Here is a 15,150-nt window from a genome sequence, read left to right as displayed (position 1 = left end):
ACCGGGGCCGAGCCGCTGCGGACCGTGCGCTGGGGCATGATCGGTTGCGGCAGTGTTACCGAGCGCAAGAGTGGCCCGGCCTTCTACAAGGTTCCGGGGTCGGCGCTGGTGGCGGTGATGGGGCGCCGGGCCGAGGCGGTGCGCGACTATGCGCAGCGCCACGGCATTGCCCGCTGGTATACCGATGCCCAGGCCCTGATCGACGACCCCGAGGTGGACGCGGTGTACATCGCCACGCCCCCCGACAGCCATTACGCCTACAGCCTGCAAGTGGCCGCCGCCGGCAAGCATTGCTGCGTGGAAAAACCCATGGCCCTGCATGCCGGGCAAAGCCTGGCCATGCAGCAGGCCTTCGAGCAGGCCGGGCTGCATCTGTTCGTCTCCTATTACCGGCGTTCCTTGCCGCGCTTTGCGCAGGTGCGGCAATGGCTGGCCGATGGGCGCATCGGTACGGTCCGGCACCTGCACTGGAGCCTGAGCAAGGCTGCCTCCGAGGCCGACCGTAGCGGCGCGGCCAATTGGCGTACCGACCCGCAAGTGGCCGGCGGCGGCTATTTCGCCGATTTGGCCAGCCATGGCCTGGACCTGTTCCAGTACCTGCTGGGCGATATCGTCGAGGTGGCCGGCTTCAGCACCCGCCAGGCCGGGCTGTATGCCGCCGAGGATGCGGTCAGCGCCAGCTGGCGCTTCGCCTGTGGGGCGCTGGGCAGCGGCGCCTGGAACTTCGTCGCCGACCGCCGGGTAGACCGGGTGGAAATCATCGGCAGCCAGGGGCGCATCACTTTTTCCGTGTTCGACGAGCATCCGCTGCAACTCGAAGCCGAAGAGACCCTGAACCTGTTCATCGACAACCCCGCTCACATCCAGTGGCATCACGTGAAGGGCATGAACGCCCATATCCGCGGCCAGGCCCGGCACCCGGCCCTGGCCAGCGAAGCCCTGAAGACCGACCGGGTGATGGACCGCATCCTGCAGCGCGGCTGATCCCAGGGCGCATGCCTTTCGGGCCTCTTCGCCGGCAAGCCGGCTCCTACGGGTTTGTGGGGCGCATTGCCGGCGTGTTCCTGCGGGCTTTTGTAGGAGCTGGCTTGCCAGCGAAGGCAGCCTTGAGGCGGGTGCCAGTCTTTTGGGCCTCTTCGCCGGCAAGCCGGCTCCTACGGGGTTTGTGGGGCGCATTGCCGGCGTGTTCCTGCGGGCTTTTGTAGGAGCTGGCTTGCCAGCGAAGGCAGCCTTGAGGCGGGTGCCAGTCTTTCGGGCCCCTTCGCCGGCAAGCCGGCTCCTACGGGGGCGGGCGGCTGGTCGCTCAGAAGGTCTTCTTGACGCTGGCCACCCAGGTTGCTCCGCACAGGTCGCTGAAGCCGTAGTTACTGGTGCACTGGCTGCGGGACAGGTCGGTGTCGATGTAGCTCAGGCCCAGTTCCAGCCCGGCCATTTCCCGGGTCAGTTTGGCCTCCCATTCGTGGTAGCTGTCCTCGCCCTGGCCCGAGGCGCGGATCAGCCGCGGGTCCTTGAAGTCCATCTGGCCGTAGCGCAGTTGCAGCCCCAGTTCCAGGGGCAGTCGGGTCTCGTAGCCAAGGTAGCGGTACAGGGTGCTCTGCTGGCTGTCGATGCCGGGGGCATCGTCGGAGTAATAGGCCGCCAGCTTGACCCCGTAGACGCTGAGGATGCCGTACACCTCGCTCTGGTTGAACTGGGCTTCCCGGGGGTAGCTGTACTTCAGGTAGCCCAGGTCCAGGCTGATGTCTGCGCTGGCCTGCCACAGCCAGCCGCCGTAGTAGTCGACTTCCTGGCGGGTCTTCAGGCCACCGCCGAAATCGACGTTGGAGCTCCAGGTGCCCAGGTACAGGCCGCTGCTGTGCAGCAGGGTCACGGCCGCCTGGGCCGCGGGGTCGTTCTGGGTCTGGGAGATGCCGCGGGTGCGGTAGTCGCTGGCCAGGGTCAGCTCCAGTTCCACGGCCAGCTCGTCGGTCAGGGGCAGGGCGTGGCCGGCCTGCGGCAGCAGGCACACGGCGCCCAGGGTGAGCAGGGTGAGGGTCTTCATGGGTATCCCGTTGTTGTGATTGTTATGGGGGAGCGGGCAAGGCGGCGCCGTACCCCGGCGTCACCAGGGCGCGGGGCAGGCGGTGCAACGGTGGCGCGGGGTCAGAGTGGGCGGCTGTAGATCTCGCGGCCGGCGAACCAGGTCTGCAGCACCCGGGTTTCATGCAGGGCCTTTTCGTCCACGGTAAACACGTCGCGGTCGAGGACGATGAAGTCGGCCTGCTGGCCGGCCGTCAGCGAGCCGATCTGCTGTTCCAGGCCCAATGTGCGCGCGGCATTCTGGGTGTAGGCATAGAACAGGGTTTCGCGGTCCAGGCGTTCGTCGGCGTTGAGCACCCCCAGGGGCCCCTGGCGGGTGATGGCCTGAGCCATGGCGTTCCACGGGTTGGGCGAGGACACCGGCCAGTCGCTGGCGCCGGCGATGGTCGCGCCCTGCTTGAGCAGCGAGTGCGCCGGGTACTGGTAGCGGAACGCCAGGGCGCTGACGTAGGGCTTGATCATGTCCAGGGTGTAGTCGTCGGCCGAGGCCCAGAGCAGTTGCATCGAGGCAATCACGTTGAGCGGCTTGAAGCGGGCGAACTCCTTGGGGTTGACCATCTGCAGGTGGGTGATGGAGTGGCTGATGCCGCTCTGGCGATCCTTGCGCGCCTGCTCGATGCCGTTCAGCGACTCACGCACCGCGCGGTCGCCGATGGCGTGGATGTGCACCAGCCAGCCGCGCTGGTCGATGGCGCTGACCAGTTCGCCAAAATGCGCCGGGTCGATCAGCAGTTCGCCGGGTTTGTGCGAGTTGCTGTAAGGCTCGAGCATCGCCGCGCTCTGCGCCGGGTATTCGATCACCCCGTCGGCGAAGATCTTGATGCCCGGCAGGGTCAGGTTGGGAATGCCCTGGAACTGTTGGCGCACTTTGTCCAGGGTGTCGAGGTCGGCCGGCCGGCTGCGGGGGTTGGCCACCAGCAGGGCGGCGACGTGGGCGGTCATCCCGCCGCTCTCGGCCAGGGCCTTGTAGGCCGGCAGCACGCCGACGGTGTGCTCGGTGGGCTTGAGGGCGAACACCGCTTCGCCGGGGGCGGCGTTGGCGGCCGGGTCCATCCAGGCGGTAATCCCCAGGCTGTTGTTGTAGTGCAGGGCCGACTGCGCGGCGCGTAGCATCTGCTCGGGCCCCGGCACCGGCATTTTCGCGGCCACCCGGTCCCAGCCGGCGTCCACCAGGAAACCGTTGGGGCGGCCGTCGGGCAGTTGGCCGATGGTGCCGCGTTCGGCCTCGGGCAGGCTCTTGAGCAGGGCGGCGTCGATGCCGGCGCGCTGGAGCATGAAGTCATTGGCCCAGGCGGTATGGTGATCGCTGCCGGTGAACACCACCGGTACCCTGGCCCATTCACCCTGGTTGAAGCGCTGGCCCAGGGCCTGGGCCTGGGCCCAGTAGGTCGAGCTCATGCCGGCGATGCTGAGCACGTCGGCATGCCGGGCGCTGCCGTCGTCACGCCAGGCGCGCAGGCGTTTTTCCAGTTCGTCGAGGCTGACCACCTCGTCCTGCAGGTTGGCGCCGGTCATTTCCAGGCCGCCGAAGATAGCGTGGGAGTGGGTGTCGATCAGGCCCGGCATCAGGGTCTTGCCGCCCAGGTCGACGACCCGGGTGTGGCTGTCGATCAGTGCCTTGATCTGCGCATCGCTGCCGGCTTGCAGGACCTTGCCGTTCTCCACCGCCAGGGCCTGGACCTTGGGCTGGGCGCGGTCGGCGGTGAAGACCTGGCCGTTGAGCAGCACCAGGTCGGCGGCGGCCATGGCTTCCAACGAGGCAAAACTCATGGCGGCCAGTAACAGCGTGGGGGTCAATCTTTTCATTGAACATTTCCTTGTTATTGCGTCTGATCGCCAGCTTAGGGACTGCCCGCAGCGGGCAGAACGGCTGCTTCACGAAAAACATTTTTGCCTGGGTGGAAAAACCATGGACAAGTTGAATGCCTTGAAGATGTTCGTGGTCACCGCCCAGCTGGGCAGTTTCAGCCGGGCGGCGGAGCAGTTGGGCAAGACCCCCTCGGCCCTGACCAAGGCGGTCAACCACCTGGAGGCCGAGCTGGGTTCGCGCTTGTTCGAGCGCAGCACCCGGCGCATCGTGCTCACCGAAATCGGCCGGCTCTACCTGGAGACCGCGCGCCAGGTGCTGCAGCGGCTGGAAGAGGTGGGCGAGGAGGTGGAGCAGCTGCAGCATGGCCTGCGCGGCAACCTCAAGATCACCGCGCCGCTGGCCTACGGCCAGGCGTTCCTGGATCAGGTGTGTGGTGGTTTTCTTGAGCAGTACCCGCAGATCGACCTGCAAGTGGACTTGTGCGATGAGTTCGTCAACCTGCTGGAAAGCGGCTACGACCTGGCCCTGCGCGAAGGCCATGACGACCTGCCGGGGCTGATTGCCCGGGTGGTCGGAAGCAACCGCCTGGCCCTGTGCGCCAGCCCGGCCTACCTGGCGCGCAAGGGCCGGCCGGTGACCCCGCAGACCCTCGAAGAGCATGAATGGCTGCTGTATCGCCACCCCTTGCTCAGCCGGGAGTTCTGGTGGGCCGAGCGCGACGGCCAGCGCCTGAGCCTGCCCCAGCCCCAGGCACCACGCCTGCGCAGTGACAATTACGACCTGCTGCTGGCCAATGCCCTGGCCGGGCGCGGCCTACTGCACACCCCGTTGTGGAGCGCCGCACCGTACCTGGCCGACGGGCGCCTGGTGCGGGTGATGGCCGACTACGCGATCGACCCGGACAGCTTCGGGCCGCACATCCTCGCGGTCTACCCCAGCCACCGGCGGGCGACCGCCAAGGTGCAGGCATTCATCGACTATGTCAGCGGCTTCCTGGCCAGCCGTGGCCTGGACTGATTGGCGGTTCTTGTCAGATAAATCCGAGAGGAGTACAAATGTACTCCATGACGACTTTATCTCCCCGCCGCAGTGCCATCCTGACCTTTATCCGCGAACGCATCGCCGATCACGGCCAGCCTCCGAGCCTTGCTGAAATCAGCCAGGCGTTCGGTTTCGCCTCGCGCAGCGTGGCGCGCAAGCATGTGCTGGCGCTGACCGAGGCCGGGTTCATCGAGGTCAACCCGCATCAGGCCCGGGGCATTCGCCTGCCCAACCAGCCACGGCGCCCCGAGCTGCTGGAGATTCCGGTGCTGGGGCGGGTGGCCGCCGGTGCGCCGATTGGCGTCGATGCCGACATACACGGCCAGTTGCTGCTGGACCCGGGGATGTTCTCCCGCACTCCGGATTACCTGCTGCGGGTTCAGGGCGATTCGATGATCGACGACGGCATCTTCGATGGTGATCTGGTGGCAGTGCGCCGCAGCAGTGAGGCGCGCAACGGCCAGACCGTGATCGCCCGCCTCGACGGTGAGGTGACCATCAAGCGTTTCGAGCGCAAGGGGCAGGGCATTCGCCTGTTGCCGCGCAACCCGGCCTACCAGCCGATCGAGGTCACGGCCGACCACGAACTGTTTATCGAAGGCGTGTTCTGCGGTCTGGTGAGGCAAGGCTGATGGGCGCCGTGGTCGCACTGGATTCGCTGTTCAATGCCGGGCGGGTGTGGAAAGGCCGCCCGGCCACCGCGCCTGCCAGCCCGCAGCCCACCGGCCATGCCGCCCTGGATGCGGTGCTGCCCACGGGCGGCTGGCCGGAAGCGGCACTGACCGAAATCCTCATTGCCGCCCAGGGTCTGGGCGAGCTGCAATTGCTGTGGCCGAGCCTGGCGCGGCTGAGCGCGGCGGGGGAGCGCATCGTGCTGGTGGCGCCGCCGTTCGTGCCCTATCCCCAGGCCTGGCAGAACGCCGGGGTGGATGTGCGCCAGTTGTCGATCATCCAGGCCGGGGAGCGTGATGCCCTGTGGGCCGCCGAGCAGTGCCTGCGTTCCGGCAGTTGCGGCGCGGTGCTGTGCTGGCCGCAGCAAGCCGACGATCGCGCCCTGCGGCGCCTGCAGGTGGCGGCTGAAAGCGGCCAGACCCTGGCCTTTGCCTACCGCCCCCTGGAGACGGCGCGCAACCCCTCGCCGGCGGCCTTGCGAATTGCCGTGCAAGGCCGTCCCGGGCAGTTGCGGGTGCTCAAGTGCCGGGGCGGGCTGGCCCATCCGGCGCCTATCGCCTGGCCCGCCGGGCACTGAGGTTGGCATGCGCTGGGTCTGTATCCTGTTCCCGCAATTGGCGCTGGACGCAGTCTTGCGTCAGCGCGCCGAGCCCGAAGCGCCCCTGGCGCTGCTCAGCGGCACCCCGCAGCGCCGGGTGATCCAGGCGGTGAACGCCGCCGCTCGCGAACTGGGCCTGCGCCCCGGGCAATCGCTGACCGCCGCCCAGGCCCTGACCAAGGCCTTTGCCAGCGCCGAATACGACCCCCGGCAGATCGAGCACTGGCAGCAGTTTCTTGCGGCCTGGGCCTATGGCTTCAGCTCCCAGGTCAGCGTCGCCTACCCGCGCACCCTGGTGCTGGAGATCGAATCCAGCCTGGGCCTGTTCGGCCCCTGGCCGCAGTTGGAAGCGCGCCTGCGCCGTGAATTGCAGGCCCTGGGCTTTCGCCACCGCATCGTCGCCGCGCCCAATCCGGCGGCGGCCCGAGCCCTGGCCAATGCCTATGACGGCTTGGCGGTGGCCGACTGCGAGGCCCTGGTCCAGGCCCTGGGGGCCATGCCCATCGAGCGCCTGGGGCTGGCCCCGGAGCAGGCCACGGCCCTGTCGCGCATGGGGGTGCGCAGCTTCCAGCAACTGCGGGAGCTGCCCCGGCCCAGCCTGGCCCGGCGTTTTGACGGCAGCTTGCTCAAGCACCTGGATACCCTGCTCGGCGAGCGCCCGCTGGGGCTGGCCTTCTATCAGCCGCCGGACCGCTTCGACCTGCGCATCGAGCTGAATTTCGATGTGCAGTCCCATCAGGCGCTGCTGTTTCCCCTGCGCCGGCTCACCGCCGATCTGGCGGCCTTTCTCTGTGGTCGCGACAGTGGCGTGCAGCGCTTTGCCCTGCACCTGGAGCACGCCGAAGGCGCCGACACCCTGATTCCGGTGGGGCTGCTCAGCGCCGAGCGCGACCCGGCGATGCTGTTCGAACTGGCCCGCGGGCGCCTGGAACAGATCCAGGTGCCGGCGCCGGTGCGCAACCTGCGGCTGGTGGCCGAGGACCTGCCGCTGTTCGTGCCCCAGCACAGCGAGTTGTTCGACGAACGCCCGCAGCAGAACCTGCCCTGGGAGCAGTTGCGCGAACGCCTGCGGGCGCGCCTGGGGGATGACGCGGTGCAGGGCCTGGGGCATCGCGCCGATCACCGCCCGGAGCGCAGTTGGCAGACGCAGACCGATTCGCGCCCGTGCCCGGCCACCCCCGGGCTGCGCCGCCCCGGCTGGCTGTTCAGCGAGCCCCAGGTGCTGGGCGAGGGCTCGGTGCGCATCCTCATGGGCCCGGAGCGGATCGAGTCCGGCTGGTGGGACGGTGCCGATGTGCGCCGCGACTACTACCTGATCGAAACCGCCGCCGGCCAGCAAGGCTGGGCCTATCGTCAGGTCGGCGAGCCCGGGCCGCTGCTGTTGCAGGGCTGGTTCGCATGAGCGCCTACGCCGAGCTGCACTGCCTGTCCAACTTCAGCTTCCAGCGCGGCGCCTCCAGTGCCGCCGAATTGTTCCAGCGTGCCAAGGCCCTGGGCTACCAGGCCCTGGCGATCACCGACGAGTGCACCCTGGCGGGAATTGTCCGCGCCTGGCAGGCCTCTCGCGACAGCGGGCTCAAGCTGATCGTCGGCAGTGAAATGCAGGTCGAGGACGGCCCGCGGCTGGTGCTGCTGGTGGAAGACCAGGCGGGTTACCAGGGCCTGTGCCGGTTGATCACCCGGGCCCGGCGCCGGGCCGAGAAGGGCAGCTATCGCCTGCTGCGCGAGGACTTCGCCGAACCCTTGCCGGGGCTGCTGGCCCTGTGGCTGACGGGCGCCGGCGAGCCGCTGGCCCAGGGCCGCTGGTTGCAGCAGGTGTTCCCCCAGCGCCTGTGGCTGGCGCTGGAGCTGCACTGCGGCCAGGACGATGCCCGGCACCTGCAACAGCAACTGGCCCTGGCCCGGCAACTGGGGCTGCCAGCCGTGGCCTGTGGCGATGTGCATATGCACGTGCGCGGGCGCCGGGCGCTGCAGGACACCATGACCGCGATCCGCCATCACCTGCCGGTGGCCGAGGCCGGGCAACGCCTGTTCGCCAACGGCGAGCGCCACCTGCGGCCGATCGAGGTGCTGCAAGGCCTGTACCCGCAGGCCCTGCTCGACGAGTCGCTGGCCATCGCCGGGCGCTGCGCTTTCGACCTCGGCCAACTGCGCTACCAATACCCAAGGGAACTGGTGCCCGAGGGCCACGATGCCGGGTCCTGGCTGCGGGTGCTGACCCAGCGCGGCATTCTGCGGCGCTGGCCGGCCGGGGCTCGGGCCGAGGTGCTGAAGCAGATCGACAAGGAGCTGGAGCTGATTGGCGACCTGGGCTACGAGAGTTATTTCCTCACCGTGCACGACATCGTCGACTTCGCCCGGCGCCAGCACATCCTCTGCCAGGGCCGGGGTTCAGCGGCCAACTCGGTGGTGTGTTTCGCCCTCGGCATCACCGAGATCGACCCGGACCGCTCGACCCTGCTGTTCGAGCGTTTCCTGTCGCGCGAACGCAACGAGCCGCCGGACATCGACGTCGACTTCGAGCACGAGCGCCGCGAAGAGGTACTGCAGTATGTGTTCCAGCGCTATGGCCGACATCGCGCGGCGCTGACCGCGGTGGTCAGCACCTACCATGGTGCCGGGGCGGTGCGGGATGTGGCCAAGGCCCTGGGCCTGCCGCCGGATCAGGTCAACGCCCTGGCCGACTGCTGCGGCCACTGGAGTGATACGCCGCCCAGCGTCGAGCGCCTGCAGGAGGCCGGGTTCGACCCCCAGAGCCCGGTGCTGCGCCGGGTCCTGAGCCTGACCGGGCAGTTGATCGGCTTTCCCCGGCACCTGTCCCAGCACCCCGGCGGTTTCGTGATTTCCGAGCAGCCCCTGGACCACCTGGTGCCGGTGGAGAACGCGACGATGGCCGAGCGTACGGTGATCCAGTGGGACAAGGACGACCTGGACATGGTCGGCCTGCTCAAGGTGGATATCCTCGCCCTGGGCATGCTCAGCGCCATCCGCCGCTGTTTCGACCTGATCCACGGCTACCGCGGCCAGCGCTACAGCCTTGCCAGCATTCCGCCTGAAGATCCCGCCACCTATGAAATGATCGGCCGCGCCGACACCATCGGCGTGTTCCAGATCGAATCCCGGGCGCAGATGTCGATGCTGCCCCGGCTCAAGCCGCAGAACTTCTACGACCTGGTGATCGAGGTGGCCATCGTTCGCCCGGGGCCGATCCAGGGCGGCATGGTCCATCCCTACTTGCGCCGGCGTAACCGCCAGGAGCCGGAAACCTATCCGTCTCCGGAGCTGGAGGGCGTGCTCAAGCGCACCCTGGGAGTGCCGCTGTTTCAGGAGCAGGTGATGCAGATCGCCATTGTCGCCGCCGACTACACCCCGGGCGAGGCCGACCAGTTGCGCCGCTCCATGGCCGCCTGGAAGCGCCACGGCGGCCTGGAACCGCACCGCGAACGGCTGCGCAAAGGCATGCGCAAGAACGGCTACAGCGACGAGTTCGCGGCGCAGATCTTCGAGCAGATCAAGGGCTTTGGCAGCTACGGCTTTCCCGAATCCCATGCCGCCAGCTTTGCCTTGCTGACCTACGCCAGTTGCTGGCTCAAGTGCCACGAACCGGCGGCCTTTGCCTGCGCCCTGATCAACAGCTGGCCCATGGGCTTCTACAGCCCCGACCAGATCCTCCAGGACGCCCGGCGCCATGGTTTGCAGGTTCTTGCGGTGGATGTGGGCGCCAGCGACTGGGATTGCAGCCTGGAAGTCATCGCCGGGGCTGGCCAGCCGGCCCTGCGCCTGGGGCTGCGGATGATCAAGGGCTTTCGCGAGGACGATGCCCGGCACATCGAGCGTGCCCGCCGGCAACGGGCCTTTGTCGATATCGCCGACCTGGGCGAGCGGGCCCGCCTGGATGTCCGCGCCCAGGAATTGCTGGCCGATGCCGGCGCCTTGCAAGCGCTGGCCGGGGATCGCTATCGGGCACGCTGGGAAGTGGCCGGGGTGGAAAGACAGCTGGGGCTGTTCGCCGGCCTGCCGAGCCAGGAGGAAGCGCCGGTAGCGTTGCCCCGGCCCAGTGTCGGCGAAGACCTGCAGGCGGATTACCACAGCCTGGGCACCACCCTCGGGCCGCACCCCCTGGCGCTGCTGCGCCCGCAGCTTGTGGCCCGGCGCTGCCGCAGCTCGCGCGACTTGCTGGCGGTGGAGCACGGGCGTTCGGTGAGCCTGGCCGGGCTGGTCACCGGGCGCCAGCGGCCGGGCACCGCCAGTGGGGTGACCTTCGTGACCCTGGAAGACGAGTTCGGCAACGTCAATGTGGTGGTCTGGCGCGACCTGGCCGAGCGCCAGCGCCGGGTGCTGGTGGGCGCGCAGTTGCTCAAGGTCGACGGCACCCTGGAAACCGAGGGCGAGGTGCGCCACCTGATTGCCGGGCGCCTGAGCGACCTGAGCCCGCTGCTGGATGGCATTCACCTACGCAGCCGCGACTTTCGCTGAGGGATCGGGCGGTCCGGGGAGTCAAGCAGTCAATGCGCTGGCGCCAAGTTTTTTTATTCCTTTTCGCTCTGATGGCGCTTTGGCATAATCGCCGCCGATGATGCCCCCTGCATCAAGTTTCAGAACGCTCAGCCGACGACTTTCGAGCCTGCACAGACTGTGGCCGCAGACGTGCGGCAGGGCGCAAGTGCATCTAGACAGTGCACCCAAATGGATACTCAAGAAGGAACATAGAGTGAGAGTGATCTCGAAGTTGATGTTGTCCGCTGTAGCACTGGCGGTGCTGGCGGGCATGAGCGGTTGCGCCACGGAAAGCTCCCGGGCCTTGCCGGTGGAGAAGGTCCAGAGCGCCAGCCAGGTATGGACCGGGGCCCGGGTGCCGATGGCCGTGGGCAAGTTCGACAACCGCTCCAGCTACATGCGCGGAATCTTCTCCGATGGCGTCGACCGCCTCGGCGGCCAGGCCAAGACCATCCTCATCACCCACCTGCAGCAGACCAACCGCTTCAGCGTGCTGGACCGCGACAATATGGGCGAGATCCAGCAGGAAGCGGCCATCAAGGGCCAGGCGCAGAAGCTCAAGGGCGCGGACTTCGTGGTCACCGGCGATGTCACCGAGTTCGGTCGCAAGGAAACCGGCGACCACCAGCTGTTCGGCATCCTCGGCCGCGGCAAGACCCAGGTGGCCTACGCCAAGGTGGCGTTGAACATCGTCAACATCAGCACCTCCGAAGTGGTCTATTCGACCCAGGGCGCTGGCGAGTACGCCTTGTCCAACCGTGAAGTGATCGGCTTCGGCGGCACCGCTGCCTACGATTCGACCCTCAACGGCAAGGTCCTCGACCTGGCCATGCGCGAGGCAGTCAACCGCATGGTCGAGGCCATCGACGCCGGCGCCTGGAAACCGGGCCGCTGATCACACAGCTGACAGGGAGAAGTGCAAGCATGACGAAAACGATGATGGCGCGGCCAATGATGGCCGGCGCCTTGCTGGGCTGTGTGCTGCTGGCCGGTTGCAGCGGGCCGAAGACGCTGTACCAGTGGGAAACCTACCAGGCCCAGACCTACGAGTACTTCAAGGGCGAGGAGGCCCGGGAGGCCCAGGTCGAGGCCCTGGAGCGCGACCTGCAGAAGATCAAGTCCACCGGCAAGGCCGTGCCGCCGGGCTACCACGCCCACCTGGGCATGCTCTACGCGAGCCTGGGCAAGGATGACCAGATGGTGCAGCAGTTCAATACCGAGAAGGCGCTGTTCCCCGAATCCGCCTCGTACATGGACTTCCTGCTCAAGAACGCCAAGAAGGGAGCCGCCCAATGAGCCTGATGACCCTGCGCAACCTGCTGGGCCTGTTGGCCGTGAGCCTGCTGGTGGGCTGCGCCGCGCCCAGGAGCGTGGACTACTCGGCCTACAAGCAGGCCCGGCCGAAGTCGATCCTGGTGCTGCCGCCGCTCAATGAATCGCCGGACATCAAGGCCACCTACAGCATGCTGTCCCAGGTGACCTTTCCCCTGGCCGAAGCCGGTTACTACGTAATGCCGATCGCGGTGGTGGACGAAACCTTCCGCCACAACGGCCTGACCAACCCGGCGGACATCCACGGCCTGGCGCCGGCCAAGCTCAACGAGATCTTCGGCGCCGATGCCGGCCTGTACATCACGGTCAAGGAATACGGCACCAGCTACATGCTGATCAGCAGCGCCACCGTGGTCACCGCCAGCGCCACCCTGGTGGACCTGAAGACCGGTACCACGTTGTGGACCGGCAGCGCCCGCGCCTCCAGTGAGGAAGGCAACAACGGCAACAACGGTGGTCTGGTGGGCATGCTGATCACCGCTGCGGTGAAGCAGATCATCAACACCAGCACCGACGCCGGCCATCCGATTGCCGGCATCACCAGCCAGCGCCTGCTATCGGCCGGGCAACGCACCGGCTTGCTGTACGGTCCGCGTTCGCCGAAATACGGCACCGACTGAGGGGCAGGGAGCGGGCAATCCGCTCTTTTTCAGGCGGCGCCTGTCGGCGTCCGCCTGGAACCCGGGCCATCGCCTATTCTGTTTTTTCAGTCGCGCGAAGGGCGTTGCCCGGCGGCATGGCCGACCAGTGGCGAAGCCGATCCCAGCCCTGGTGAAACCATCCGCGTGCTCCGTGCTCAAAGGCTCTGGAGGCTGCGTCGCTGCCTCTTGAAAACCCACGCTGTGCCACGTTTTTCGTAGAGTCCGCTCATGCCGTTCTTATCTGATCATCACGGGTGCCAGGGGTGGAAGGGCGAGATGGCCGAGCGCATCCGTGCCTTCGACTGGTCCGCCACCAGCCTCGGGGCGTTGCAGCACTGGAGCCACAGCCTGTGCAGCACCGTGCAGCTGATGCTCGGCTCGCCGCTGCCGATGGTGATGCTCTGGGGCCCCCTGGGCTACATGATCTACAACGATGCCTATGCCGAGTTCGCCGGCGGCCGCCATCCCTACCTGCTGGGCTGCGCCGTGGAGATGGGCTGGCCGGAGGTCGCCGAGTTCAACCGCGGGGTGGTGAACACCTGCCTCAGCGGCGGCACCCTGTCCTATCACAACAAGGAACTGGTGCTGCTGCGCAACGGGGTGCCGGAAGACGTCTGGATGGACCTCTACTACAGCCCGGTGGCGGGGGATGACCAGGCTCCGGCCGGGGTCATCGCCATTGTCGTGGAAACCACCGCCCATGTGATTTCCGAGCGCCGCCGCCAGGCCGCGGAGGCCGCCTACCGGGCGGAGAACGAGCGCGTGCAACTGGCGCTGAATGCCGGGGCGTTGCTGGGCTCCTTCGTCTGGGACGTCCAGGCCGACGTGCTGTCTTGCGACGAGCGATTTGCCCGGACCTTTTCCTACCCGGCGGACCAGCCCCTGGACAACCTGCCGATCGATATTACCGAAAGCCGCATCCACCCCGATGACCTGCCGCGCATCAAGGAACTGGCCCATTACAGCGTGACCCAGGGCGGGCCCTACAACGCCGAATACCGGGTGCGCCGCGAGGACGGCAGCTACACCTGGGTGCTGGCCTGTGGCCGTTGCGAGTTCGACGAGTCGGGCCAGGCCTTGCGTTTCCCCGGGGTGCTGATCGATATCCAGGAGCGCAAGATCGCCGAGGAAGCCCTGCGCCAACTGACCCGCAACCTGGAGCAGCGGGTGCTGGAGGAGGTCAACGCGCGGCTCAGCGCCGAGGAGCAACTGCGCCAGGTGCAGAAACTCGAAGCCATTGGTGGCCTGACCGGCGGCGTGGCCCATGATTTCAACAACCTGCTGCAGGTGATCGCCGGCAATCTGCACCTGCTGTCCCGCCACGAAGCGGGCAACGCCAATGTGCAGCGGCGCACGGCCGCCGCGCTGACGGCGGTGGAACGCGGCGCCAAGCTGTCGAACCAACTGCTGGCCTTTGCCCGGCGCCAGCCGCTGTCACCGGCCAGCTACAACCCGCGGCACCTGTACGAGGGCCTGGGGGAGTTGCTGCAGCGGGCCCTGGGCGAAACCATTTGCCTCGATGTGCAATTGCCCGCCGAGCCCTGGTGCATCCATGTGGATCGCAACCAGCTGGAAAATGCCGTGCTCAACCTGGCGATCAATGCCCGGGATGCCCTGGGCGGCGAGGGGCGGATCCTCATCAGCGCCGAGAACCAGGTGCTGGATTCGCACTTCTGCGCCGGTAAGGGCATCGCTGCCGGCGAGTACCTGTGCCTGAGTGTGGCTGACGATGGCCCGGGCATGCCCGCCGAGGTGCTCAAGCAGGCCTTCGAACCCTTCTTCACCACCAAGGCCGACGGTCATGGCACGGGCCTGGGCTTGAGCATGGTGTTCGGTTTCGTCAAGCAGAGCGGCGGCCATATCGAGATCTTCAGCAGCCCGGGGCAGGGCACCCGGGTGCAGATGTACTTTGCCCGCAGTGCCGAACCTTCGCTGCAGCAGGCGCCGCGCCCGGGTCAGCGGGCGGGCGGCGAGGAAAGCATCCTGGTGGTGGAGGACAACGCCGAGGTGCGCAGCGCCGCGGTGGAAATGCTCGAACACGAGGGCTACCGGGTGTGCACCGCGAGCAATGGTGATGCTGCCATGCAACTGCTGCTGGGCGGGCTCAAGGTCGATCTGATCTTCACCGATGTGGTGATGCCCGGTCTGATCAAGAGCACGGACCTGGCCACCTGGGCCAAGACCCAGGCACCGCCGATCGCGGTGCTGTTCACCTCGGGGCACACCCGCGACATGATTTCGCGCAACCACCAGCTCAGCCCCGACACCCACCTGCTGAGCAAGCCCTACGGGCCTGCAGACTTGAGCGCCATGGTGCGTTCGGTGCTGGAGGCCTGAGCGGCGCCTGGCGCCAAGTGTGAAGCAGCGCATAAAAATCCCCAGGGAGCGACGACAAACTGGCGTCAAACTTCTACGCTGTATGAAATTGAATGAACTTGTACGTTTTTTCTGCTGACCAAGGACAGGGGCATCGACCGCCT

12 protein-coding genes are annotated in these 15,150 nt (G+C 67.3%); 10 read left to right on the top strand and 2 right to left on the bottom strand.

Translation table 11 applies throughout. The features are described from left to right. The first annotated feature begins 15 nt into the window (after positions 1-15). Positions 16-984 carry a Gfo/Idh/MocA family oxidoreductase gene (locus ABCR88_RS20565; protein ID WP_350404906.1) on the top strand — a complete coding sequence of 323 codons (969 nt, stop codon included), beginning with the start codon at positions 16-18 and terminating at the stop codon, positions 982-984. Between the two features lie 319 nt (positions 985-1,303). Here ABCR88_RS20565 and ABCR88_RS20560 read toward each other — a convergent pair whose 3' ends face one another. Continuing rightward, complete coding sequence (locus ABCR88_RS20560) at positions 1,304-2,041, bottom strand: TorF family putative porin (RefSeq protein ID WP_350403326.1); 738 nt, start codon at positions 2,039-2,041, stop codon at positions 1,304-1,306. Positions 2,042-2,142: 101 nt separating this feature from the next. Beyond that, on the bottom strand, positions 2,143-3,885 hold the full coding sequence (locus ABCR88_RS20555) for an amidohydrolase (protein WP_350403323.1): 1,743 nt from the start codon (positions 3,883-3,885) through the stop codon (positions 2,143-2,145). A 103-nt stretch (positions 3,886-3,988) separates the two neighbouring features. Between ABCR88_RS20555 and ABCR88_RS20550 the strand changes: the two genes are divergently transcribed. From ABCR88_RS20550 to ABCR88_RS20510, 9 genes are all read left to right on the top strand, one after another. Beyond that, positions 3,989-4,906 carry a LysR family transcriptional regulator gene (locus ABCR88_RS20550; RefSeq protein WP_350403321.1) on the top strand — a complete coding sequence of 306 codons (918 nt, stop codon included), beginning with the start codon at positions 3,989-3,991 and terminating at the stop codon, positions 4,904-4,906. A 38-nt stretch (positions 4,907-4,944) separates the two neighbouring features. Beyond that, entirely contained in the window at positions 4,945-5,562 is a 618-nt protein-coding gene (gene lexA, locus ABCR88_RS20545; RefSeq protein ID WP_350403319.1) for a transcriptional repressor LexA, read from the top strand. After that, a complete protein-coding gene (imuA, locus tag ABCR88_RS20540; protein ID WP_350403317.1) occupies positions 5,562-6,179 on the top strand; it encodes a translesion DNA synthesis-associated protein ImuA in 618 nt (205 codons plus the stop codon). The genes lexA and imuA overlap by 1 nt, the downstream gene beginning before the upstream one ends. Before the next feature lie 7 nt (positions 6,180-6,186). After that, positions 6,187-7,602: a DNA polymerase Y family protein gene (locus tag ABCR88_RS20535; protein WP_350022924.1), complete on the top strand. Its 1,416-nt coding sequence runs from the start codon at positions 6,187-6,189 to the stop codon at positions 7,600-7,602. Beyond that, positions 7,599-10,676, top strand: a complete 3,078-nt coding sequence (locus ABCR88_RS20530; protein WP_350403314.1) for an error-prone DNA polymerase — start codon at positions 7,599-7,601, stop codon at positions 10,674-10,676. The genes ABCR88_RS20535 and ABCR88_RS20530 overlap by 4 nt, the downstream gene beginning before the upstream one ends. 256 nt (positions 10,677-10,932) lie before the next feature. Continuing rightward, positions 10,933-11,592 (top strand): CsgG/HfaB family protein, encoded by a 660-nt coding sequence (locus ABCR88_RS20525; protein ID WP_015636114.1) that lies wholly within the window; start codon positions 10,933-10,935, stop codon positions 11,590-11,592. A 29-nt stretch (positions 11,593-11,621) separates the two neighbouring features. Beyond that, entirely contained in the window at positions 11,622-11,993 is a 372-nt protein-coding gene (locus tag ABCR88_RS20520; protein WP_041118933.1) for a DUF4810 domain-containing protein, read from the top strand. Then, positions 11,990-12,649: a DUF799 domain-containing protein gene (locus ABCR88_RS20515; protein ID WP_015636113.1), complete on the top strand. Its 660-nt coding sequence runs from the start codon at positions 11,990-11,992 to the stop codon at positions 12,647-12,649. Before ABCR88_RS20520 ends, ABCR88_RS20515 begins: the two co-directional genes overlap by 4 nt. Positions 12,650-12,898: 249 nt before the next feature. After that, on the top strand, positions 12,899-15,007 hold the full coding sequence (locus ABCR88_RS20510) for a PAS domain-containing hybrid sensor histidine kinase/response regulator (RefSeq protein WP_041118932.1): 2,109 nt from the start codon (positions 12,899-12,901) through the stop codon (positions 15,005-15,007). Positions 15,008-15,150 lie beyond the last annotated feature (143 nt).

The organism is Pseudomonas sp. W17 (genome assembly GCF_040268305.1).
GTDB lineage: Bacteria > Pseudomonadota > Gammaproteobacteria > Pseudomonadales > Pseudomonadaceae > Aquipseudomonas > Aquipseudomonas protegens.
This window is presented reverse-complemented; position numbering and strand designations above follow the sequence as displayed.

Excerpts from the sequence above, each read along its gene's own strand:
- ABCR88_RS20550 (WP_350403321.1), top strand. The coding sequence starts at position 3,989 with ATGGACAAGTTGAATGCCTTGAAGATGTTCGTGGTCACCGCCCAGCTG.
- ABCR88_RS20535 (WP_350022924.1), top strand. The coding sequence starts at position 6,187 with ATGCGCTGGGTCTGTATCCTGTTCCCGCAATTGGCGCTGGACGCAGTC.
- ABCR88_RS20555 (WP_350403323.1), bottom strand. The coding sequence starts at position 3,885 with ATGAAAAGATTGACCCCCACGCTGTTACTGGCCGCCATGAGTTTTGCC.
- lexA (WP_350403319.1), top strand. The coding sequence starts at position 4,945 with ATGTACTCCATGACGACTTTATCTCCCCGCCGCAGTGCCATCCTGACC.
- ABCR88_RS20530 (WP_350403314.1), top strand. The coding sequence starts at position 7,599 with ATGAGCGCCTACGCCGAGCTGCACTGCCTGTCCAACTTCAGCTTCCAG.
- ABCR88_RS20515 (WP_015636113.1), top strand. The coding sequence starts at position 11,990 with ATGAGCCTGATGACCCTGCGCAACCTGCTGGGCCTGTTGGCCGTGAGC.
- ABCR88_RS20510 (WP_041118932.1), top strand. The coding sequence starts at position 12,899 with ATGCCGTTCTTATCTGATCATCACGGGTGCCAGGGGTGGAAGGGCGAG.
- ABCR88_RS20560 (WP_350403326.1), bottom strand. The coding sequence starts at position 2,041 with ATGAAGACCCTCACCCTGCTCACCCTGGGCGCCGTGTGCCTGCTGCCG.
- imuA (WP_350403317.1), top strand. The coding sequence starts at position 5,562 with ATGGGCGCCGTGGTCGCACTGGATTCGCTGTTCAATGCCGGGCGGGTG.
- ABCR88_RS20525 (WP_015636114.1), top strand. The coding sequence starts at position 10,933 with ATGTTGTCCGCTGTAGCACTGGCGGTGCTGGCGGGCATGAGCGGTTGC.
- ABCR88_RS20520 (WP_041118933.1), top strand. The coding sequence starts at position 11,622 with ATGACGAAAACGATGATGGCGCGGCCAATGATGGCCGGCGCCTTGCTG.